The following is a 22,444-nucleotide window of genomic DNA, read 5'->3' as shown; positions in this document are numbered from 1 at the left end:
AGTTCAAGATTGAGGCGCCACCGTTGCCCTCCGGTTGAGAAAGCGGTCGTGGAAAAGCATTCCCAGACACATCATCGCGACGAAGAGCCAGACCTGCGGCAGGCCCATCGAGAGCGCCGATACGACAGGGCCGGGACAGAATCCGGCGAGCCCCCAGCCCGCGCCGAATATCGCGGAACCGGCAATCAGCCGCCGGTCGATTTCGGTCTTTTCCGGCAGATGGAAGGATTGGCCGAGCACGGGCCGCGCCATGCGCCGCTGCAATAGGACGCCGGGGATTGCCACCAGCAGAGCACCGCCCAGCACGAAGGCAAGGCTCGGGTCCCAATGGCCGCTGGCAATATTCAGGAATCCCGTCACGCGGGCGGGATCGATCATGCCCGACAGCGACAGGCCGAAACCGAAGATCGCACCGGCAAGCAAGGTCACGGAGAGACGCGCGAATACCGACTGTTTCATAGGAACGCTCCCGAAATGGTGGCAACCACGATGCCGGTTATGAGGAAAGTGAGCGTCGCCGCTATCGAGCGCCCGGAAAACCGCGCCATGCCGAGAATGCCGTGGCCTGACGTACAGCCCGACCCCATGCGGGTTCCGATGCCGACCAGAAGCCCGGCCACGACGATGACGGGCCATGACATGGCCATGGTGACGGGGGGAAAGGAGCCATAGATTGCGGCATAGATAATCGGTCCCAGAACGAGGCCGACGACGAAGACCGCATTGGCCGGAATCTGCTGGCCACCCAGAAGCCGCCCGACGATGCCGCTGATACCGGCGATGCGCCCGTTCACGACAAGAAGCAGGATAGCGGAAAGGCCAAGCAGCATTCCGCCTGCCAGCGATTGCAGATAGGTGGCGATCATGACCGGGCCTCCGATACACAGAAAATGCCGTAGAGAGCCTCGATCAGCTGCGCGGCCCTCGCTTCCGTCAGCCGGTAAAAAATCTGCTTCGCTTCGCGGCGGGTTTCGACCACGCCCGCCTCCCGCAGCACGCCCAGTTGCTGCGACAGCGTCGGCTGATGGATGCCTAGCGCTTCCTCCAGCTCGCCGACCGAATATTCACCTTCTGCAAGCGTGCAGGCCAGCATGAGCCGCGCCGGATGCGACAACGTCCTGAGGAGTTCGGCAACCTCTGTTGCCCGCCCTTCCATTTCCGCGCGCGTCATCCTCTTTTCATCGGCGGGCGCACGGCCCGAAATCGCATCCATCTCGTCACCTCATAATCAATATACAATTAAATATAATATATAATGAGTTTTGCAAGAGGAAGCCGGAACAATGATGCCGCCGTTCATTTCCGAACGGCGGCACCAAAGTCAGTATGCGAGAAGCGACTGGACTGCGGCCAGTTCCGTCTGGCGCAATTCGTGCCCGCCCGGATGCCAGACAAGCTCGACATCGGCTTTCTGGCGCTCGAAATATTGCGCCAGCGCTTCCGTCAGGTCCGGCGGACAGATGGGGTCCATCCGCCCGGCGGTCACGAGGATTTTCGCTCCTTCAAGCGCCGGATTGTCCTTCGGCCTGAACGGAACCAGCGGATGCAGAAGCGCTGCCTTGTCGAAGACCCTGCCTTTCTCGATCAGCAGGTTCGCCATGATGTTGGCCCCGTTGGAATAGCCGAGCCCGATCACTTCGGACGGCTTGTATTCAGCCGCAAGGGCGGCAATGAACCCGGCCATCTTGTCCGTGGCGCGGGCAAGGTCTTCCATGTCATAGACGCCCTCGCCCGTGCGGCGGAAGAAGCGTGCGGCGCCATATTCCGACACGTCGCCGCGCGGCGACACGATGGTCGCGTCCGGCAAAAGCTGTTCCGCCAGTCCGAAGAACTGGTTTTCGTCGCCGCCTGTGCCGTGAAACACGATGAAGAGCGGCGCACCCTTTGCACCGGCCTTCAGCCGGTGCTCATAGGTTTGAGTGGTCATGTTCGTTTCCTCCCTGCGCCTCATATCTTGTCGAGATGTTCTTCAAGATAGCTGCGCAGATGCTGGTGCTGCGTCGGCAGCTTCAAAGCTTCGCCAAGATGCGCCGTGTCCTCGTCGCGGTCGAAACCGGGTTCGTTGGTCGCCACCTCGAACAATACGCCGCCCGGCGTGCGGAAATAGATCGCCCAGAAATAATCGCGGTCGATGACCGGCGTGACGTGATAGCCCGTATCCATCAGCGCCTTGCGCACTTCCAATTGCTTCTCGCGATTTTCGACGGCGAAAGCCACATGATGCACGGAACCCGCGCCCTGCTGGTTGCGGCCGAGTGCCGGAAGTGTCTCCAGATCGACGACGCCCGCGCCATTGCCCCCCGGCATGATGAAGCGGCTGACGCCGTCCTTCGCGTCGAGCTTCTGGTATCCCATATATTTCAGCAGTTCGGCTGTAGCGCCCTCGTCGCGAAGCCGCATCGAGACCGAATGAAAGCCACGGATGGCATTGTCGGGATCGATCCCTTCATGCGCCCATGGCGCACGCGGATCGTCCTTCACTTCGACCAGCGCAAAGCTGTCGCCGTCCGGCCCACGAAAATGGACACGCTTTTCGCCGAACGCCTCGCCTTCCGATTCCACGTTGACGGCAGACTGATCGAACCGGTCCTTCCAGAAACCGAGCGAGCCCTGCGGCACCGCAAAGACGGTCGTTCCCACCTCGCCCGTGCCGTCGCGTCCGCGCGGTATGCCGGGGAACGGGAAATAGGTCATGACAGTACCGGGCGTGCCAACTTCGTCACCATAGTAAAGGTGGTACACGCTCGGATCGTCAAAATTGACGGTTTTCTTGACGCGGCGCAGCCCCAGGACATCGGTAAAGAACCGGTTGTTGGAGCGCGCATCGGCGGCAAGCGAGGTGACGTGGTGGAGGCCCTTGATCTGGTTAAGCATGGCGATCTCTCCTATTGTGTTGCCGCTAATATAACCATCGTCATGGGACTTGAAATATTGACGATGCTACACAGATTGTATCTGTTTCAGATACAGTTGCGGGCAATCGCGATTTCCATCTGGACGCAGCACCCTTTGAACGTTTAGCTACCGCTAACCCAACACAGAAAGGTTTCCCATGGCATCCGGCTTGTTCGCACTTCTCGATGATGTCGCGGCCATTGCGAAAATGGCGGCAGCCTCGCTCGACGATGTCGCAGGACAGACGGCAAAGGCCAGCGCCAAGGCGGCGGGCATCGTCATCGACGACACGGCCGTCACCCCGAAATATGTCGTGGGGCTGAAGCCTGAACGCGAATTGCCGGTCATCTGGAAGATCACCAAGGGATCGCTGCGCAACAAGCTCGTCTTCCTGCTGCCGCTGGCGCTCATCCTCGGCTATTTCGCGCCGTCCTTCATCATGCCGCTTCTCATGATCGGCGGTGTCTATCTGGCTTTTGAAGGAACGGAAAAGCTGGTGGAATTCTTCATTCCGCACAGCGAAGATGCACATGAGGAAACCAAGGCCGGCACGCCACAGGAGATCGAGGAAACGACCGTCAATGGCGCGATCCGCACCGATTTCATCCTGTCAGCGGAAATCATGGCGCTGACGCTTGCGGGGCTCGCCCCTTCAAGCATCTATACGCAGGCGGCTATCCTCGCCAGCGTCGCCATACTGATCACCTTCGTCGTTTACGGCGTGGTCGGCATCATCGTGAAGCTCGATGACGTGGGCGTCTCGCTGGTGCGCAACAGCCATACCGCTTTCGGCAGGCAGCTCGGCAAGGGGCTGGTCGCGGGCATGCCCATCATTCTCAAGGTCCTGAGCACCGTCGGCACCGTCGCCATGCTCTGGGTCGGCGGCAGCATCATCGTTCACGGGCTGGATTCCATCGGCATCCACAGTGTCGAAGCCTTCATCCATTCCCTCGTTTCGCACCTGCCGACCGAAGGCACCCGTTTTGCAGCCGTCTTCGAATGGATCGCAACGTCCTTCCTGCAGGCAGTGCTCGCCGTCCTGATCGGCATTGTCGTGGTTATCGTCGTCAAGGGCTACAAGTCCCTGAAGGCGAAGGCCTGAATGAGAAAGCCCGGCAAAGGCCGGGCTTTTCAATGAATTATATCGTGAAGCTCAGATATTGGGCTCGATCTTGCCCTTCCCCTTGGCTCCGCCCTTGTCCTTGGCGGTGAGCCTGTCGATATAGGCGAGGAACAGCGCCGAGAATACGAATGCCAGATGGATGATGGTGAACCACATCAGCTGGCCCGACGTATAGCTGGTCGCGTTGAGGAATATCTGCAGCAGGTGGATCGACGAGATCGCAACGATGGTCGAGGCGACCTTGATCTTGAGCGAACCGGCATCGATGGTGCCGAGCCAGTGCACCTCGTCGCCCGCCTGATCGAAGCGGCTGACGAAATTCTCATAGCCCGAAATGATGACCATCACCACGAGGCTCGCAATCAGCGCCGCGTCGATGAGCCCGAGGACTTTCAGGATCGTGTCGGTGTCGTTGAGCGCGGTGACTTTCGTGGCAAAATCGAACAGCTTGCCCACGAAGGATACGGCATAGATCGCCAGCGCCACGGCAAGGCCGAGATAAAAGACCACCAGCAGCCAGCGCGACGCCAGAATGATGTTTTCGATCAGGAGTTCAATTCGTTTCATCGATCCGTTTCCAGGTAATCATGCGGATACCCTCTTAAAAAACATCGCGCCTTTGACAAGCGCGCGAGATATTGAATGATGTGCAAAAGTAGGAACGCGACCGCTTTCCTGCAATATCAGCCTGCCTCTGTCGCCTCGAGCAATTCCAGCGCGAGCCTTCGTGCGCCTGCGGAAATATCCGGATTGAAGATCAGCCAGTAGCCCTTGTCGCTCGTCTGCGACACCTCGCAGGCGTGGACAAGCTGACCGCGCTGCACGGCGCCGTCGATCAGCCCTGCCCAGCCGAGCGCCACGCCCTGATCGGCAATCGCTGCCTCGATCACCAGGTTATAGGTGTTGAAGACCAGCCCGTAATTGCCGTCCTCAATATCTTCACCGATAGCATCGAGCCATGACTGCCATGTGAACCAGCGGTCGCCCTGCAAGGTGTCGAGATGCAGGAGCGAGGCCGCGCCGAGCCGTTTTCCGTCCGGAAACGGACCATGCGCGGCAAGATAGGCCGGAGAGCAGACCGGCACGACCTTTTCGCCGATGAAGGCTATGGCGTCCTTCGGGAAGTCCCCGCGTCCGCCGAAGAGGATTGAAATGTCCGCGTCGCGCCGGTCGAGCGGCTGAAGCATGGACGATGCCGTGATGCGCACATCCACTTCCGGATGTTTCGGGCGGAATTGCGCGACACGCGGCATCAGCCAGAAGGTTGCGAAGCCGTAATCGGTCGCGATGCGCAATCCCGGCGCACGCTGGCGACGTCTGATCTGCTGCACCGCCTCATCGATTCCATCCAGACCGCTGCGCACCGCATCGTAAAGAATGCGGCCTTCGGGCAGAATTTCGACCCCGCGGGCGCGCCGGGCGAACAGCGCGACACCCAGACGCTCCTCGATGCGTTTTATCTGATAACTCACTGCCGGTTGTGTCATGCCCAGTTCACGCGCTGCGAGGGTCAGATTTTCCAATCGTCCCACCGCTTCGAAAACGCCAAGGCTGCCTAGATCCCAGGATGGAGAAACCATAAAAACTTTCTATAGCTTCGATAAAAAATGAATGGGTTTCTCCTTAGCCTAAATGATGTTTTCCTTAAAGTAGGAATGCGAGACATAACCGGTTTTAATCTATAAGAGGGGTCATCAAATGCGCTACTTCAAGATTGCGGCACTGGCGTTCACGGCACTGGCGGGGCTTTCGGGAACGGCTTCCGCTGCCGATCCGGCGGCTTGCGAAACCATCCGCCTGTCCGATCCGGGCTGGACCGACATTACCTCCACCAACTCCATCGCCAGCGTCTTGCTGGAAGACCTCGGCTATAAGCCGGATGTAAAGACCATGTCCGTGCCGATCGGCTATGAGGCGCTGAAAACCGGCAATCTGGACGTCTTCCTTGGCAACTGGATGCCCGCGCAGCAGAAATTCCGCGACGATCTCGACAAGGCCAAGGCTGCCGAAGTCATCGTGAAAAACCTCGAAGGTGCGAAGTTCACGCTGGCCGTGCCGGACTATGTGGCAAGCGAAGGCGTAAAGAATTTCACCGACCTTGCCGCCCATGCCGACAAGTTCGGCAAGGAAATCTACGGCATCGAACCGGGCGCGCCCGCCAACCAGAACATCCAGAAGATCATCGAGGACCAGAAATTCAAGCTCGACGGTTGGAAGCTGGTGGAATCGAGCGAGCAGGCGATGCTCGCGCAGGTGGACCGCAAGAACAAGGACAAGAACTGGGTCGTATTCCTCGCCTGGGCACCGCACCCGATGAACACAAGGCTGAACATCGAATATCTGGCGGGCGGCGATGACTATTTCGGCCCGAATTTCGGTGGCGCGGAAGTCTACACGCTTGGCCGCACCGGATGGGCCGCACAGTGCCCGAATGCGGCAAGCTTCTTCAAGAACCTCGTCTTCACCGTCGACATCGAGAACGAACTGATGGGCAAGATTCTCGATGGCGGTGCGGAAGGTCCCGCAGCCGCGAAGGAATGGCTGAAGGCGCATCCCGACCAGATCGACAAGTGGCTTGCAGGCGTCACCACCTTCAAGGGCGAACCGGGCGCGGAAGCCGTCAAGGCAAGCCTCGGCCTCTGATCCTGACAAGCACGACGAGCAAGGCGGGCGTTTCGGCGCCCGCCATTTCGCGTTTCCACACCTGCCAACGGTTCCGCACAATGAAAAAGCCGAATATCCTCATCCTCATGGTCGACCAGCTGAACGGCACCTTCTTTCCGGACGGCCCGGCCAAATTTCTCCACGTTCCACATTTGAGAAAGCTTGCCGAACGCTCTGCCCGTTTTGCCAATTGCTACACGGCCAGCCCGCTTTGTGCTCCCGCGCGCGCATCGTTCATGTCAGGCCAGTTGCCGTTCCGCACCGGCGTCTACGACAATGCGGCGGAATTTTCGTCGGAAATCCCGACCTATGCGCATCATCTGCGCAACGCCGGCTACCAGACGGCGCTTTCCGGCAAGATGCATTTCGTCGGGCCGGACCAACTCCACGGTTTTGAACAGCGGCTTACGACCGACATCTACCCGGCGGATTTCGGCTGGACGCCCGATTATCGCAAGCCCGGCGAGCGCATCGACTGGTGGTATCACAATCTCGGCTCCATCACCGGAGCAGGTTCCGCCGAAATAACCAACCAGCTCGAATATGACGATGAGGTGGCCTATCAGGCCGAAGCAAAGCTCTATGATCTGGCTCGCGGCCACGACCAGCGGCCATGGTGCCTGACGGTCAGTTTCACCCATCCGCACGATCCCTATGTGGCGCGCAAGCGCTTCTTCGATCTCTATGCGGATATTCCCGAACTCGATCCGAAAATCGGACCGCTTGATGAAAGCGGGATCGACCCGCATACCGAGCGGCTGCTGCGGGCCTGCAAGGCGGAGGACTACGACCTCACCCGCGAACAGGTTCGCGCGGCGCGGCAGGCATATTTCGCCAATATTTCCTATGTGGACGAGAAGATCGGCGCGCTGCTCGATGTAATCGAGCGCTGCGGCATGGCTGACGACACGATTGTGGTCTTCACTTCCGACCATGGCGACATGCTGGGCGAACGCGGCCTGTGGTTCAAGATGAGCTTCTTTGAAGGTTCCGCCCGCGTTCCTTTGATGATTGCCGCGCCGCAATTGCAGGCTGGCCGCGTGGACGCGCCGGTCTCCACGCTCGACGTCCTGCCGACACTGGCAGACCTTGCCGGCATAGACCTCAAGGGCATCATGCCATGGACCGATGGCGTTGCGCTGGCAGGCGTTGCTTCGGGCTCCGCCGAACGCGGCGCGGTGCCTGTCGAATATGCCGCCGAGGGCACGGTCGCGCCGATGGTTTCGCTGCGTGACGGAGACTGGAAGCTCAACCTGTGCCGGGCCGACCCGCCGCAACTTTTCAATCTTGCCGACGATCCGGACGAGATGCGCAATCTGGCGGAAGATCCGGAGTTCAAGGCAGTTCTGGACAATCTTCTGGCCAAGGCGGAACAGCGCTGGAATCTGGATCGCTACGATGCCGACGTTCGCGCCAGCCAGGCGCGCCGCCATGTCGTCTACCCGGCGCTGCGTAACGGCGCCTATTATCCGTGGGATTACCAGCCGCTGCAAAAGGCGTCCGAGCGCTATATGCGCAACCATATGGACCTGAACGTGCTGGAAGAAAACCAGCGCTTTCCACGCTGAGTGAGAAAGCGGGGCCTCGCGGCCCCGCTTGATCAAGTTCTTACTGTTCCGAGAACTCCAGAACCGTGCCGCTGGCATTTTCCGGCAGCACGGCGATGCCTGCCGATGTCGTCACGTGGGAAACGCCGTTGGCATCGAGAACGCCACGCGCCTTGTCCAGCGACCCAACGCGAATGCGCAGGGCGGCAAAAGCCTTGCCCGGCGTCTGGCCGAAATCCACACCGGGATAGAGTGCGGCGGCTTTCTCGGCGGTCACAACCCATATGTCAGCCGAACGCGTGCCGGTCGAAACCTTCCATCCGCCATCCTGCGCACCGGCCTTGCCGTCCGCGAAAAGGCGGGCAAACCCCTTGGCGGCTGTTTGCGGGTCGGACGAAATGGCAATAATGGCGGAAAGGCCATTCGCGCCATTTGCATGTTCGATCAGCTCCGGCAGCCAGACAGTCTCGCGGGTCTTGTGCTGGCACATGAACACCATGCCTTGCGGAACTTCGCTTTCCGCGAAGGATACGGTTTCAAAGGCCGCCACACCCTCGCCGCCGCCCGGCAGTTGAACCGGACGCTGGAACGCGCCGACCTCACCCGTCTCTATGCCGAGCGCGCCCAGTTCCGCCTTGGCGTCGCGCGCATTGTCGATCCGGCAGGCAATGGCATGGAGGCCTTCGCCTTGCGCCGCCAGTTTCTCGCGCTGGTGCAGATTGCCCGGCGTCTCCGCGACGATGCCAAGCAGCTCGAAATAATCCTCCGGGAACATGATCGTGTAGTTGCCGGTTCCCTTCTCCTTGCTGTGCAGCCCGCGCGGGCTCAGCGTGAAACCGAAACGGCGATATTGCGCGGCACTTTTCTCCAGGTCGCCGACCAGCAGGAAAATATGATCGACGCCTTTGACCGGATGAGACATGCAAAACTTCCTTTTACTTCTTGGTCGGAGCCAGAACGATCTCGTGGATCGTAACCTTGGGATTCATATTGGCAACATAAAGTGCCGTTTCAGCCATATCCTCGGGCTGGATGACCTCATCCATGCGGGAAAGATCGAAACCCGGACGGCGTGCCAGAAGCGGCGTCGCCACCTCGCCGGGGCAAAGCACGGTCGACCGGATGCCGTTCTGCCCTTCCTGCGCATTGAGGCTGGCGCTCAGATCGTTGAGCGCATGTTTGGACGCACCATAGGGAACGCCGCCGCCGGGCGACGAAAACCGCCCTGCCCATGACGATGTGTGGATCATCAACCCGCCCCCTTGCGCGCGCATGGGCGTCAGGGCGGCAGCAATCACGTTGATCGCCCCCTTGATGTTGATATCGATGACATCGTCCCAGGAATCGAAATCGATATCCGCCCAGCTGCGGCGCGGAATATTGAGACCGGCATTGTTGCAGAGCACGTCCAGACGGCCCGCCCATTCGACGATAGCTCCGGCAGTAGCGGCGATTGCCTCCCGGTCGAGAACATCTGCCGGAAAAATCCGCGCCTCGCCGCCATTGGCAGCAATTTCCCCGGCAATTGCTGCCAGCGCATCCGCCTTGCGGCCCGTAAGCGCCACCCGCCAGCCTTCACGAGCGAAGCGGCGCGCCATGGCAGCGCCGATGCCCGACCCGGCGCCGGTAATCCACACCGTACCGGGTACGATTTTGCCCGAATTGGCGTTCAGCTCGGGAGAATTTTGGCTCATCAACAAACTCCGTCGTAAAAAATCGACATTTAATAACGCAGGCTGGTCGAGAATTTTTACCAATTTTGCGACGCATATTAGTTTATCTTGACAATATCGCCACGGAATCTAGCATATCAATGCTTGCATACAATAACGACCCTCTGAAGCGGCATTTCGTTGCAATTTCAGGGGCTTGCACAATATTGGGACGTGCGGGAAAAGAGGCTGGAAAGCCCTCCCTCAACGTCCTTCAGGGGAACAGAGAATGCATATCAGAAAAGCTGGCCTTGGCCTGTTTGTTGCGGCGTTTTCGCTTGCGGCGGTGTCTTCGCACGCCGAAGAAGTCAAGCGCGGCGGCACTGTCATCGTCCATATGAACACCGAACAGGGTGTACTCAACCCTGCGCTGCGCGCCTCCACCGGCGTCTATCAGATTACCGGCCGCATCATGGAGCCGCTGATTGACCGCACCTATGAGGGCTATGTGCCGGTTCTGGCCACAAGCTGGTCGTCCTCGGAAGACGGCAAGGCCATCACCTTCAAGCTGCGCGAGAATGTGCGCTGGCATGACGGTCAGCCCTTCACCTGCGATGACGTTTCGTACAGCGCGATGAACCTCTGGAAGAAGCTGCTCAACTATTCGACGACGCTTCAGGCCAATCTCGAAGCCGTGGATTGCACCGATCCGCACACGGCGGTGTTCCGCTATTCCAAGCCGATGCCGCTCGACCTTCTGGTCGCCGCCATGCCAGATCTCGGCCACCCCGTGCCGAAGCATCTTTATGAAGGCACGGATGTTCTGAAGAACAAGTACAACGCCGCGCCGGTTGGCACGGGGCCGTTCAAGTTCGTCGAATATGAACGCGGCCAGCACATCATTGCCGAGCGCAACGAAGATTACTGGCGCGGCAAGGAATATCCTTACCTCGACCGCATCATCTGGCGCTTCATGCCGGACAAGGCAGCGGCTGCGGCGGCGCTCGAGGCCGGTGAAATGATGGAAACCGCCTTCAACGGCATTTCCATGTCGGATACCGAGCGTCTCCAGAAGGATGGCCGCTTCGATACCGGCACCAAGGGTTTTGAAAACAACGTCGCCCACTCGACAATCGAGTTCAACCTGCGCAATCCGATCCTTTCCAATCTGAAGGTTCGTCAGGCGATCTACCACGCGCTCGATATCGATTTCGCGATCAAGACGATCATGCGCGGCTATGCCAAGCCGGGTCGTGGCCCGATCCCGAGCACCGGCGGTGCCAACTATACGGATCAGGTTCAGACTTACCCGTATGATGTTGAAAAGGCAAAGAAACTGCTTGACGAAGCCGGATACCCCGTCAAGGAAAACGGCATCCGCTTCAAGCTGCGCCATCGCCCGGCACCATGGGGCGAATATACGCAGCTCTGGGCTGAATATTACGCTCAGGCGATGAAGGAAGTCGGCATCGATGTCGAAATCCTCACCAATGACGCACCGGGCTTCCTCAACGGCGTTTATCGCGATCATGACTTCGACACCGCCAATGGCTGGCACCAGTTCCGCTCCGACCCGGCGGTTTCCACCACGGTGTGGCTGCGCTCCGGCGCTCCGGTCGGCACGGCATGGTCCAACCAGTTCGGCTACCAGTCCGACGAAATGGACAGCCTGATCGACAAGGCCGCGTCGGAACTCGATCCGACCAAGCGCGCCGATCTCTATCATCAGATCCAGCAGCTTGAGATGAAGGACCTGCCGGTCATCTTCGCCATCGAACATCCGTTCGTCGGCGTGACCAACAAGGTGTTGAAGAACCACCACAACACGCCGCGCTGGGATTCTTCCAGCTGGTATGACCTGTGGATCGACCAATAAGCCAAAGGCAGTCGCTGCCGGTCATCCGGCAGCGGCTTCTCTCTTAAATCAATGCCGAAATGAATATCTTGCAGGATAATCCGCAATGCCCCTGCCCCCGATCCTGACCTTTGCGCTGCGACGTATCTTGCAGGCGATCCCCGTCATTCTCCTCATCATGATCGGGTCATTCCTGCTGATCAAGCTTGCCCCCGGCGACACGGTGGACGCGCTTGTCGGCGATATGGGCGGCGCCGACCCGCAATTCGTCGCCAATCTGCGCACCGAATATGGCCTCGACCAGCCGGTCTGGACGCAGCTCTGGATCTACATGACCAAGCTGGCGCAGTTCGATTTCGGCTGGTCCTATGTCTACGAGCAGCCGGTGCTGGACGTGCTGATGGCCCGCCTCGTGCCGACCCTCCTGCTGATGGTTTCCTCGCTTTCGGTGGCTTTCATTTTCGGCATCGCGCTCGGCGCTTTTGCGGCGCGACGCGCCTATTCGCTCACCGACAATGCGATCTCCACGCTCGGCCTCGTCTTCTATGCCATGCCAAGCTTCTTCCTCAGCCTCATCCTGATGTTCATCTTTTCCGTCAAGCTCGGCTGGCTGCCGGTCGGCGGCTACAAGACGCTGGGCGGGTTCTATACCGGGTGGAAGAATGTCTGGGATATTGCCGTCCACCTCGTCATGCCGACAACGGCGCTGTCACTCATCTATCTTGCCTTCTACATGCGCCTGATGCGCACCAGCGTGCTGGAAGTGGCCGACCTCGACTATGTGCGCACAGCGCGCGCCAAGGGCGCCAGCGGCGCAAGGCTGATGTTCCATCACATCATGCGCAACGCATTCCTGCCCGTCGTCACGCTGCTCGGCCTGCAATTTTCCACCGTTCTCGGCGGCTCGGTCGTGATCGAGACGATCTTCTCGCTGCCCGGCCTCGGCCAGCTTGCCTACACCTCCGTGATCAAGCGCGACCTCAACACGCTGATGGGCATCATCTTCCTGTGCTCGGTGCTGGTGGTGATCGTGAATTTCATCACCGATCTCATCTATGCGCGGCTTGATTCCAGGATCGAACTGTCATGACTTCCCAGGACCTCTCCCTCACTCGCCCGCAGGTCTCCCGCACGAAAATTCTGTGGCAGCGCTTCAGCCGCAACCGCGCCGCCGTGCTTGGCCTTGTCCTCTTCATCGCCGTGGTCCTGATCGCACTGCTGGCGGATATCATTGCGCTCGGCGATCCGCTGCGGCGCGCTGGCGATCCGCTCGTCTGGCCGTTCCTCAACGCGGCAACGCCGCTCGGCACCGACCAGCTTGGCCGCGATATCATGGCGGGCATCTTCCATGGCGCACGCATCTCGCTGCTGATCGGCGTGGTGGCCACCCTGATTTCCATCGTGATCGGCATCATCATCGGCGCGCTTGCCGGATATTACGGCGGCTGGGTGGACGACGTTCTGATGCGCATCACCGAAGCCTTCCAGACCGTGCCGAGCTTCGTGCTGCTTTTGACACTGGTGGCGATCTTCGGCTCGTCCATCGAGAACATCATCATCTGCATCGGCATCGTTTCGTGGACAGCGCCTGCCCGCATGGTGCGCGCCGAATTTCTGGCGCTGCGCAAGCGCGAATTCATCGACGCCGCACGCAATCTGGGCGTCGGCAATGTCTCGATCATCTTCCGCGAAATCCTGCCGAATGCCCTGCCGCCGGTGATCGTCTTCGCATCCGTAGTGATGGCAACCTCCATCCTGATGGAAAGCGCGCTCGCCTTTCTTGGTCTCGGCGATCCGAACTATGCAAGCTGGGGCAACATGATCGGCCAGGGCCGCGCCGTGCTGCGCACCGACTGGTTCTGCTCGGTCATTCCCGGCATCGCCATTCTGCTTACCGTCCTGTCCTTCAGCCTGCTCGGCGAGGGCCTCAACGACGCGCTTAATCCGAGGCAGAAGAAATAATGACGGCCGCACCTGTTCTTGAAATCAAAAACCTGCAAATCGCGCTGCCGAAAGGCGCCGACCGGCCTTTTGCCTTGCAGGACCTTTCGCTAACCATCAATCCCGGCGAGATCGTCTGCCTCGTCGGTGAAAGCGGCTCCGGCAAATCGCTTTCGGCGGGTGCGATTATGCGCCTTCTGCCGGAACCGCATGTGCACGTGACCCATGGCACGATCAGGCTCGAAGGCACCGATCTTTATTCGCTCAGCGAAGCGGATATGAAGAAGCTGCGCGGCAACCGCATCGGCATGATCTTTCAGGAGCCGATGACCGCGCTCAATCCCCAGAAGACGGTCGGCTGGCAGATCGATGAGGTGCTGCGCCTGCACACGAAACTCGGCCGCAAGGAGCGCCGCGCCGCCGTGCTGGACATGCTAGCAGAAGTGAAGATTCCGGACCCGGAATCCGCCTATAACGCCTATCCGCACCAGATTTCCGGCGGGCAGCGCCAGCGTGTCATGATCGCCATGGCGCTGATCCTGAAACCGCGCCTCATAATCGCCGACGAGCCGACAACCGCGCTCGACGTGACCACGCAGGCGCAAATCCTGAAACTGATCCGCGACCTGCAACGCGAGCACAATACCGGCATTCTGTTCATCACGCACGACTTCGGCGTGGTGGCGGAAATCGCCGACCGCGTGGCCGTGCTGCGGCTTGGCGAACTGGTGGAGGAAGGTCCGGCCAACGAAGTGCTGAACCACCCGCAGCACCCTTACACCAGGGCGCTGATCGCATCGGTTCCGGCGCTCACCCCGCCGCCAGTCAAACCGTCTCTTGAACAGCCGATCATTCTGAGGGCGACCGCCCTGCGCAAGACCTTCAAGGCGCGCGGCGGCTTGCTCACCGGCAAACGCAGCGCCGTGTCCGCCGTGAAGGACCTTTCGTTCGAGTTGCGCCAGGGGGAAACGCTGGGCGTCGTCGGTGAAAGCGGCTCCGGCAAGACGACCGTCTCGCGCATCGTCACCCGCCTGCTGGAAGCCGATAGCGGCAAGGTCGATGTGAATGGCAGGGATTTTCTGAGCGCCAGCCCGCGGGAAGTCCGCGCCATGCGCAAGGACATCCAGATGGTCTTTCAGGACCCTATGGCCTCGCTCAACCCGCGCCGCCGTGTCGTGGACCTCATTGCGCAGGGACCGATCGTCCATGGCGTGCCGAAGGAACAGGCACACGCGAAAGCCCGCGAATTGCTGGAGCTGGTCGAGCTTTCGCCCGCTGCCGCCGACCGTTTCCCGCATGAGTTTTCAGGCGGACAGCGCCAGCGCATCGGCATCGCCCGCGCTTTGGCGCTTGAACCCCGCATCATCGTCGCGGATGAACCGGTCTCCGCGCTCGATGTTTCGGTGCAGGCACAGGTGCTGCGTCTTCTGGCCGACCTGCGCGAAAGGCTCAACCTGTCGCTGCTTTTCGTAACGCACGACCTGCGCGTTGCAGCACAGCTTTGCGACCGCATCATCGTCATGTCGAAGGGCGAGATCGCCGAAGCCGGGTCAACGGCGCAAGTCTTCGCCAATCCGCAACATGAATATACACAGCGCCTGCTTGCCTCCATTCCCGGCAAGGGCTGGACACCGCCTCGTTTGGAACATGCGTGAAGCCATGCAAAAAGTAGAATTTCCACCCTCCATATGGGCTGCAACCGCCCCGGCTCGCACCCCGGCCACGCCGCTGACAACGGACGCGGAAGCCGATGTCGTCATCGTCGGCGGCGGTTTTACGGGGCTTTCGGCTGCACTCCATCTTGCAAAGCGCGGGAAGCGCGTCATCCTGCTGGAAGGCAATGCCGTCGGCTGGGGCGCATCGGGCCGCAATAATGGCCAGGTGATCCCCACCATGACCTCGGCGGAACCTGATGCAATCGCCAAACGCTACGGCGCGTCGGGCGAACGCTTCGCCAGACTGATCGGCAACAGCGCCGATATTCTTTTCTCCATCGTGCGCGATGAGAATATCGATGCCGAAGCCGAACAGAACGGCTGGTTCCAGCCCGCTCATTCGCCGGGCCGGGTGAAGCTGTCGCAAACCCGCGTGGAAGCATGGAAACGTTTCGGCTTCCCGGCAGAATTTCTCGACCGCGCCGCGACATCGCGTCTGCTGGGCAGCGATTTCTGGTATGGCGGCATGTTCAACCCGACCGGCGGTCATATCAATCCGCTGGCATTTGCTCGCGGGCTTGCAGCCGCCGCCGAGCGCCACGGCGCAATCATCCGCGAGCAAAGCCCGGTCATTTCCTATGCCCGAGCGGGCGACCACTGGGAGGTGAAGACCGCAAGCGCCACCGTGCGCGCCAAGGGCTTCCTGCTCGCCACCAACGCCTATACCGGCGAGTTGCGCGAGGGGCTGGCCCCGCGCCTTGCCCGCACCATCGTGCCGGTTCTCTCGTGGCAGATGGCGACAGCGCCCGTCAGCGACAATCTGCGCGCAACCATCCTGCCCGGACGGCAGGCGGTTTCCGATACACGCGGGGACCTGCGCTTCTTCCGCTACGATGCCCGCAACCGGCTCATTACCGGCGGCGTGGTGATGGGCGATTTCAACGTGGCGGAGCGCGTCAGGCGCAAGACGGCGCGCAACATGGCGGAAGCCTTTCCAGCGCTGGGCGAGCCGGAAATCACCCATGTGTGGAGCGGCTATATCGGCATGACGTGGGATCGTTTCCCGCGTGTCCATCAGCTCGGACCCAATGGCTGGGCGTGGATCGGCTGCAACGGTCGCGGCGTGGCGCTTGGCACATCGCTTGGCCGGGAGTTTGCGCGCGCGCTGGATGGCGAGCCTGTGCAGGAGCTTGCGCTTCCCGTCTCGGAACCTGCGCCGTTGCCTTTTCACAAGGTCGCACGGAAGATTGCGCCGTTCTATCTCGCATGGCTTCGGCGCAAGGATCTCTCGGAACCGAACCTGTAAATCCGCTTCTTCAATGTTCATGTGAAAGGTCAGGTCCATGAATCAAATGTCAATTCTCGAACGTCGCCGCATCGAAGCGCTGGTTCTCAAGAACGTCTACGAAGTCATTCGCGAGCGTTCCGGTGAGGACGAAGCGCAGGCCGCAATCGGCGAGGCAGTCAGCCGCTCGGCAATCGAACAGGGCAAGAGCTTTGCCGATGAGCTGGGCCGCACGCCGACGATACAGGATTTCGCCGATATCCAGCCGCTGTGGACGAAGGAAAACGCGCTGGAAATCGATGTTATTTCGCAGGGCGAAGATCATTTCGATTTCAACGTCACGCGCTGCCGCTATTCGGAAATGTATCGCGACATGGGGCTTGGCCATATCGGTCACCTGCTGTCATGCAATCGCGATGGCGATTTCTGCATCGGCTACAACCCGGCCATGAAGCTGGAGCGCACGCAGACCATCATGAAGGGCGCCAGCCACTGCGATTTCCGCTATCGCCTTGAACAGAACGACACGAAAGACGGGGAAGCCTGACATGCCGGTTGAAAACTGGACTTCAAACCAGATCGAGGAACTGGTCGCATTCCGCCGCGACCTGCACCAGAATCCGGAATTGCTCTATGACGTCAACCGTACCGCCGAAAAGGTGGCCGAAGCGCTGCGCGCCGCAGGCGTCGACGAGGTGGTGACAGGCATCGGGCGCACCGGCGTCGTCGGCGTCATTCGCGGCCAGTCGAACCGCTCCGGCCGCGCCATCGGCCTGCGCGCCGACATGGATGCGCTGCCGATCCTCGAAGAAACCGGGGCTGAATGGTCGTCGAAAGTGCCGGGCAAGATGCATGCCTGCGGTCATGACGGCCACACGACCATGCTTCTGGGCGCTGCCCGCGAACTGGCGCAAAGCCGCGCCTTTGACGGCACGGTCATCGTGATCTTCCAGCCTGCCGAAGAAGGCGGCGCGGGCGCAAAGGCGATGATCGATGACGGCCTGTTCAAGCGCTGGCCGGTCAATGAAGTCTATGGCATGCATAACCGTCCGAACCTCGCAGTGGGCCATTTCACCATCAATTCCGGCCCGATCATGGGATCGGTCGATGTTCTCGACATCACCATAGAGGGCGTCGGCGGCCATGCCGCTTCGCCCCACCAGACGATTGACCCCATCCCGGTGACCGCAGCGCTTATTCAGGCGATCCAGACGCTGACGGCGCGCACCATCGACCCGCTCGATTCCGCCGTGATTTCCATCACCACCATTCAGGGCGGCGACGCGTTCAACGTCATTCCGCAGAAAATCCGCCTCACCGGCACTGTCCGCACGTTGCGCGAGGAAGTGCGCAACCATATCGAGGAAAAGCTGACCCGCGCCGTGCAGGGCATTGCCGATGCTTTCGGCGCAAAGGCGACGCTCGACTACCAGCGCAACTATCCGGTGACGGTCAATCACGAGCAGGAAACGGAACTTGCAGCGATTGCCGCCGAGGCGGTGGCCGGCGCGGAACGCGTCACCCGCGACATGCCGGCGACGCTTGGCGGCGAGGACTTCGCCTTCATGCTCAATGAAGTGCCGGGCGCGATGATCAATATCGGCAACGGCCCCAGCGCCAATCTGCATCATCCGAAATATGACTTTAACGATGATGTGATCGCCTGGGGTTGCTCCTACTGGACGACGCTCGTCCGTCACCGGCTGCCGATCAGCAACTGAATAATCGAGTTTGACGCTTTATGACGGGCGGTCCAGCGGGCCGCCCGTTCTTTTTTCAAGCTCAGGAAGCCGCCAGTGCGGTGGCTTTGAAACCGAAATTCCTTAGCAACACTGCTCCAAAGTTGTACGAAATTCGGATTTGCCGCACTAGTCTATCCAAGATAACCGTAATATAAGGCCCTCCCAATAACCATCGCGGCTTTTCCCGATGGGACGGACAACGCATCCCGGACATTGTGAGACGGCTTTCCATCTGGACACGTGTTTCGGCAAAAAGTTGGAACGGAATCCATGAATATCGAGTCTGCCCTGAGCGACAGCGCCAATATTTTTGACCTCGCCCCAATCTCCCTGTGGCTTGAGGACTATAGCGGCCTGCGCAAGCAGTTCGAGGAATGGCGTGCGCTTGGCGTTACCGATCTCAGGGCCTTCCTGCATGAGGACACGACCCGGCTGCGCATCTGCACCAGCCATATCCGCGTTCTCAAGGTCAATCGCAAGACGCTTTCGCTCTTCGAGGCCGATAGCGTCGACCATCTGGTGACCAATCTTGAACGCGTGTTCCGCGACGACATGCTGGACCCGCATATCGAAGAGATGGTGCAGCTCTGGGAGGGCGGCAACGCCTTTTCCAGCGATACCATCAACTATACGCTCAAGGGCAAGCGGCTTGATATCCAGCTCAAGGGCGTCGTGCTGCCCGGCTATGAACACACCTGGGAGCGCGTCCTGCTTGCCATCGAGGACGTGACCGCCCGCGAGGATGCCCGCCGCGAACAGGACCGCCACAAGCAGCATGCGCAGGGGCTTTTCGAGCATTCGCCGGTTTCGCTCTGGGTCGAGGATTTCAGCCGCATCAAGCATTTGATGGACGATGTGCGCCAGCGCGGGATCGTCGATTTTCGCGTGTTCACCGACGTGCATCCAGAATTCGTGCGTCAGTGCATGAGCGAGATCCGCGTGCTCGAAATCAACTCCGAAACGCTCGCCCTCTTCCTCGCGCCGGACAAGAAGACCCTGCTGCAGAACCTGCCGCACATCTTCAAGGACGAGATGGAGGCATCATTCCGCGAGCAACTGATCGACCTGTGGAACGGCGTGCTGTTCCAGCGCCGCGAGGTGGTCAATTATGCGCTCGACGGCACCGAGCGGCATGTGCTGCTGCAATTCTCTGTCCTGCCTGGGCATGAGCAGGACTGGTCGCTGGTGCAGGTCGCGCTCACCGACATTACGGCCCGCAAAAAGGCGGAAGCCTATCTGGAATATCTCGGCAAGCACGATGTGCTGACAAAGCTGCACAACCGCGCCTTCTATGTCGATGAACTCAACCGGCTCGAGCGCAAGGGCCATGCGCCGATCTCGATCATCATCATCGATCTCAACGGCCTCAAGGCCGCCAACGATCAATGGGGCCATGCGACAGGCGATGGCTTGTTGCGGCGCCTTGGCGAAGTGCTGAACGAAGCGGTAAGGCAGCCGGGCCATGCAGCCCGCATCGGCGGCGACGAATTTGCGGTCGTGCTGCCTTATGTGGACGAGCGCGGTGCGGAAGCGATGGTCGAGGACATCCAGCGGCTGGTCGATATCAACAACCAGTATTATTCCCAGCTGAAGCTCAATCTTTCGATCGGCACGGCCACCAGCACGCCCGGCGAAAAGCTGGAAACCGTCGCGAAACGCGCCGACCTGCTGATGTATGAGAACAAGCGCCAGCAATATACGAGCCGGGTCTAGAGCATTTCCAGCAAAAGTGTGAAACGGTTTTGCGTTGGATAATGCGACAAAACAAATAGTTAGAGCGGTTCCGGCGATTCTGTTAGAATAGGAACCGCTCTAGGTGCTAATCATCAAACTTGATAACAGTCTTTCCGCGTGTCAGGTCGGTCACCAGCCTTGAAAGATCGTTCTGCGCGGCAATGGGCATGAGGCCTGCAAGCTCGACGCCCGTTCCGGTAAAGTTTTCTTCGGTGATGGCGAGATTTTCAACCGCGGTGAGACGCGCCTTCAAAAGCGCATGATCGGAAAAATCGCAGGCAAAATGAAAGCCGACCAGCGGAATGACTTCGGTCTTTTCGGCCTGTCGCAGACAGGTCGCGGCCGTGCCGCCATAGGCGCGCATCAAGCCGCCGCTGCCGAGCAGAATGCCGCCGAACCAGCGTGTCACCACCACCACGATATTGTCGAGCTGCTGGCCGTCAATGGCTTGCAGGATCGGCTTGCCCGCCGTGCCGCTCGGCTCGCCGTCATCGCTGAACCGGTAGTTCTGCCCCATGCGCCACGCCCAGCAATTGTGGTTGGCGGCAAGGTCCGAATGCTCGCTCAAAAAATCCTTCGCCGCCTGCTCGTTCGCAACAGGCGCGGCAATGGCAAGAAACCGGCTTTTCCTGATCTCCTGACTGAAGGTTTCAACGCGGCTGATCGTGAACATGGCAATCCCGAAAATATCATCCTTTGCGCCCTAACATTTTCCATTGAGAATGACGACCCCTGCCGACCTTATATCAGGGCACCGGCATGCTGGCGCATCACGCCCGGAAAATGCGCAATCGCCGCACGGGCCTGCCCAAAACTCGCTGAGCCAAACTCATTGGGTTTTGGCATTTCCCGGCATTGCGCCCACCGGTTATAGGGTATAAGGCAATTCAAAAATGAGCCCATCTTTTTGGGCTCGGTTCTTGCATACCCAGAGGAAAGGTCCCGCCGATGTTCGATTTGATCGTGAGAAACGCCAATCTCCCCGACGGTCGCGAGAAGCAGGACATTCTGGTCAAGGATGGCAAGATTGCCGATATCGTGCCTTCCACGGGAGAGCATCAGGCGGCTCAGGAAATCGATGCGACAAACCGGCTCGTAACCCCGCCTTTCGTCGACCCGCATTTCCACATGGACGCGACGCTGTCGCTCGGCCTGCCGCGCCTCAATCGGTCCGGCACCCTTCTGGAAGGCATCGCGCTGTGGGGCGAATTGAAGCCAATGCTGACCGTGGAAGCCATGGTCGAACGCGCGCTGCGCTATTGCGATCTGGCCGTCAGCCAGGGCCTGCTTGCGATCCGCAGCCATGTCGATGTCAGCGACCCGCGCCTCCTCACTGCTGAAGCGATGATCGAAGTGCGCGAGAAGGTGAAGCCTTACATCGACCTGCAACTGGTCGCCTTCCCGCAGGACGGCTACTACCGTTCGCCGGGCGCGGTCGATCTCGTCAACCGTTCGCTCGACATGGGCCTCGACGTCGTGGGCGGCATCCCGCATTTCGAGCGCACGATGGTCGACGGCGCAGCCTCGCTGGAAGCGCTCTGCCGCATCGCCGCCGAACGCGGCCTGCCGGTCGATATCCATTGCGACGAAAGCGACGATCCGATGTCCCGCCATGTCGAAACCCTGGCGGCTGAGACCATGCGCTTCGGACTGCAGGGCCGGGTTTCCGGCTCGCATCTCACCTCCATGCATTCCATGGACAATTATTACGTCTCCAAGCTCATTCCGCTGATCGCGGAAGCGAAGATGAACGCCATTCCGAACCCGCTCATCAACATCACGCTGCAGGGACGCGCCGACACCTATCCGAAGCGCCGCGGCATGACCCGCGTGCCGGAGCTGATGGCTGCCGGCATCAACGTCGCCTTCGGCCACGACTGCGTCATGGACCCGTGGTACTCGATGGGCTCCGGCGACATGCTGGAAGTCGGCCACATGGCGATCCATGTCGCGCAGATGACGTCCATCGAGGGCAAGCGACAGGTTTTCGACGCGCTGACCGTCAACTCCGCCAGGGCGCTCGGTCTGGAAGGCTATGGTCTCGCCAAGGGCTGCAATGCCGATTTCGTGGTGCTGCAGGCACGCGATCCGATCGAAGCGCTGCGCCTCAAGGCGAACCGCCTCAAGGTCGTGAAGCGCGGCAAGATCATCGCCGAAACCCCGCAGCGCGTAAGCGCGCTCAACCTCGAAGGCCGCCCGTCTTCGGTTGACGGAGCTGACTACGCACCAGTCGGCCAGCTTTAGAATCTTCTTGAATTAAAGGCGGTTTGGGCAATGATGGAAATCGTTGCTCATCAAATCCGCACGTCAAAACGAAGCAACCGGCTGCGCGCACCCGCGCGCCGAAAACA

Annotated in this window: 22 protein-coding genes; 12 read left to right on the top strand and 10 right to left on the bottom strand. The window is 60.1% G+C overall.

The window, feature by feature from the left end:
• Positions 1 to 3 precede the first annotated feature (3 nt).
• The 5 genes from ACOWVS_RS01665 to ACOWVS_RS01645 form a co-directional block, all read right to left on the bottom strand.
• Positions 4 to 459 carry a YeeE/YedE family protein gene (locus ACOWVS_RS01665; protein ID WP_075041533.1) on the bottom strand — a complete coding sequence of 152 codons (456 nt, stop codon included), beginning with the start codon at positions 457 to 459 and terminating at the stop codon, positions 4 to 6.
• Positions 456 to 866, bottom strand: a complete 411-nt coding sequence (locus tag ACOWVS_RS01660) for a YeeE/YedE family protein (protein WP_075041534.1) — start codon at positions 864 to 866, stop codon at positions 456 to 458. The genes ACOWVS_RS01665 and ACOWVS_RS01660 overlap by 4 nt, the downstream gene beginning before the upstream one ends.
• Positions 863 to 1,213: a sulfite-sensing transcriptional repressor BigR gene (gene bigR / locus ACOWVS_RS01655; RefSeq protein ID WP_075041535.1), complete on the bottom strand. Its 351-nt coding sequence runs from the start codon at positions 1,211 to 1,213 to the stop codon at positions 863 to 865. Before bigR ends, ACOWVS_RS01660 begins: the two co-directional genes overlap by 4 nt.
• Positions 1,214 to 1,321: 108 nt before the next feature.
• Entirely contained in the window at positions 1,322 to 1,927 is a 606-nt protein-coding gene (locus ACOWVS_RS01650) for an alpha/beta hydrolase (RefSeq protein WP_075041536.1), read from the bottom strand.
• A gap of 20 nt (positions 1,928 to 1,947) precedes the next feature.
• On the bottom strand, positions 1,948 to 2,874 hold the full coding sequence (locus ACOWVS_RS01645) for a VOC family protein (protein WP_075041537.1): 927 nt from the start codon (positions 2,872 to 2,874) through the stop codon (positions 1,948 to 1,950).
• Positions 2,875 to 3,052: 178 nt separating this feature from the next.
• Between ACOWVS_RS01645 and ACOWVS_RS01640 the strand changes: the two genes are divergently transcribed.
• Positions 3,053 to 3,997 carry a DUF808 domain-containing protein gene (locus ACOWVS_RS01640; RefSeq protein WP_075041538.1) on the top strand — a complete coding sequence of 315 codons (945 nt, stop codon included), beginning with the start codon at positions 3,053 to 3,055 and terminating at the stop codon, positions 3,995 to 3,997.
• Positions 3,998 to 4,048: 51 nt separating this feature from the next.
• Here ACOWVS_RS01640 and ACOWVS_RS01635 read toward each other — a convergent pair whose 3' ends face one another.
• Both ACOWVS_RS01635 and ACOWVS_RS01630 read right to left on the bottom strand, forming a co-directional pair.
• Positions 4,049 to 4,585 carry a TIGR00645 family protein gene (locus ACOWVS_RS01635; protein ID WP_075041539.1) on the bottom strand — a complete coding sequence of 179 codons (537 nt, stop codon included), beginning with the start codon at positions 4,583 to 4,585 and terminating at the stop codon, positions 4,049 to 4,051.
• 116 nt (positions 4,586 to 4,701) lie between these two features.
• Complete coding sequence (locus tag ACOWVS_RS01630) at positions 4,702 to 5,598, bottom strand: LysR substrate-binding domain-containing protein (protein WP_025092064.1); 897 nt, start codon at positions 5,596 to 5,598, stop codon at positions 4,702 to 4,704.
• A gap of 118 nt (positions 5,599 to 5,716) precedes the next feature.
• On the opposite strand from ACOWVS_RS01630, the gene choX reads away from it, so the two are divergent.
• Both choX and betC read left to right on the top strand, forming a co-directional pair.
• Entirely contained in the window at positions 5,717 to 6,661 is a 945-nt protein-coding gene (gene choX, locus ACOWVS_RS01625; protein WP_075041540.1) for a choline ABC transporter substrate-binding protein, read from the top strand.
• A gap of 80 nt (positions 6,662 to 6,741) precedes the next feature.
• On the top strand, positions 6,742 to 8,250 hold the full coding sequence (betC, locus tag ACOWVS_RS01620; protein ID WP_075041541.1) for a choline-sulfatase: 1,509 nt from the start codon (positions 6,742 to 6,744) through the stop codon (positions 8,248 to 8,250).
• Positions 8,251 to 8,290: 40 nt separating this feature from the next.
• Here betC and ACOWVS_RS01615 read toward each other — a convergent pair whose 3' ends face one another.
• Together ACOWVS_RS01615 and ACOWVS_RS01610 are read right to left on the bottom strand one after the other, a co-directional pair.
• A complete protein-coding gene (locus ACOWVS_RS01615; protein WP_075041542.1) occupies positions 8,291 to 9,151 on the bottom strand; it encodes a VOC family protein in 861 nt (286 codons plus the stop codon).
• A gap of 13 nt (positions 9,152 to 9,164) precedes the next feature.
• Entirely contained in the window at positions 9,165 to 9,923 is a 759-nt protein-coding gene (locus tag ACOWVS_RS01610; protein ID WP_063620513.1) for an SDR family oxidoreductase, read from the bottom strand.
• A 247-nt stretch (positions 9,924 to 10,170) separates the two neighbouring features.
• On the opposite strand from ACOWVS_RS01610, the gene ACOWVS_RS01605 reads away from it, so the two are divergent.
• The 8 genes from ACOWVS_RS01605 (at position 10,171) to ACOWVS_RS01570 (ending at position 20,072) form a co-directional block, all read left to right on the top strand.
• Positions 10,171 to 11,757, top strand: coding sequence for an ABC transporter substrate-binding protein (locus ACOWVS_RS01605; RefSeq protein ID WP_075041543.1), 1,587 nt, complete (start codon positions 10,171 to 10,173; stop codon positions 11,755 to 11,757).
• Between the two features lie 85 nt (positions 11,758 to 11,842).
• Positions 11,843 to 12,826: an ABC transporter permease gene (locus tag ACOWVS_RS01600; protein ID WP_075041544.1), complete on the top strand. Its 984-nt coding sequence runs from the start codon at positions 11,843 to 11,845 to the stop codon at positions 12,824 to 12,826.
• Positions 12,823 to 13,698 (top strand): ABC transporter permease, encoded by an 876-nt coding sequence (locus tag ACOWVS_RS01595; RefSeq protein ID WP_075041545.1) that lies wholly within the window; start codon positions 12,823 to 12,825, stop codon positions 13,696 to 13,698. Before ACOWVS_RS01600 ends, ACOWVS_RS01595 begins: the two co-directional genes overlap by 4 nt.
• Positions 13,698 to 15,332: an ABC transporter ATP-binding protein gene (locus tag ACOWVS_RS01590; protein ID WP_075041546.1), complete on the top strand. Its 1,635-nt coding sequence runs from the start codon at positions 13,698 to 13,700 to the stop codon at positions 15,330 to 15,332. Before ACOWVS_RS01595 ends, ACOWVS_RS01590 begins: the two co-directional genes overlap by 1 nt.
• A gap of 4 nt (positions 15,333 to 15,336) precedes the next feature.
• On the top strand, positions 15,337 to 16,638 hold the full coding sequence (locus ACOWVS_RS01585; RefSeq protein ID WP_075041582.1) for an NAD(P)/FAD-dependent oxidoreductase: 1,302 nt from the start codon (positions 15,337 to 15,339) through the stop codon (positions 16,636 to 16,638).
• A gap of 37 nt (positions 16,639 to 16,675) precedes the next feature.
• A complete protein-coding gene (locus tag ACOWVS_RS01580; protein WP_006468580.1) occupies positions 16,676 to 17,164 on the top strand; it encodes an L-2-amino-thiazoline-4-carboxylic acid hydrolase in 489 nt (162 codons plus the stop codon).
• Position 17,165: 1 nt separating this feature from the next.
• Entirely contained in the window at positions 17,166 to 18,338 is a 1,173-nt protein-coding gene (locus tag ACOWVS_RS01575; RefSeq protein WP_075041547.1) for a M20 aminoacylase family protein, read from the top strand.
• Positions 18,339 to 18,629: 291 nt separating this feature from the next.
• Positions 18,630 to 20,072, top strand: coding sequence for a sensor domain-containing diguanylate cyclase (locus tag ACOWVS_RS01570; RefSeq protein WP_075041548.1), 1,443 nt, complete (start codon positions 18,630 to 18,632; stop codon positions 20,070 to 20,072).
• Positions 20,073 to 20,178: 106 nt separating this feature from the next.
• Here ACOWVS_RS01570 and ACOWVS_RS01565 read toward each other — a convergent pair whose 3' ends face one another.
• Positions 20,179 to 20,766, bottom strand: a complete 588-nt coding sequence (locus ACOWVS_RS01565) for an IMPACT family protein (RefSeq protein WP_075041549.1) — start codon at positions 20,764 to 20,766, stop codon at positions 20,179 to 20,181.
• Between the two features lie 275 nt (positions 20,767 to 21,041).
• On the opposite strand from ACOWVS_RS01565, the gene ACOWVS_RS01560 reads away from it, so the two are divergent.
• Complete coding sequence (locus ACOWVS_RS01560; protein ID WP_075041550.1) at positions 21,042 to 22,337, top strand: amidohydrolase family protein; 1,296 nt, start codon at positions 21,042 to 21,044, stop codon at positions 22,335 to 22,337.
• Positions 22,338 to 22,444: the final 107 nt, after the last annotated feature.

This window comes from Brucella sp. IR068, from assembly GCF_049065885.1.
Classification (GTDB): Bacteria; Pseudomonadota; Alphaproteobacteria; order Rhizobiales; family Rhizobiaceae; genus Brucella; species Brucella intermedia.
This window is presented reverse-complemented; position numbering and strand designations above follow the sequence as displayed.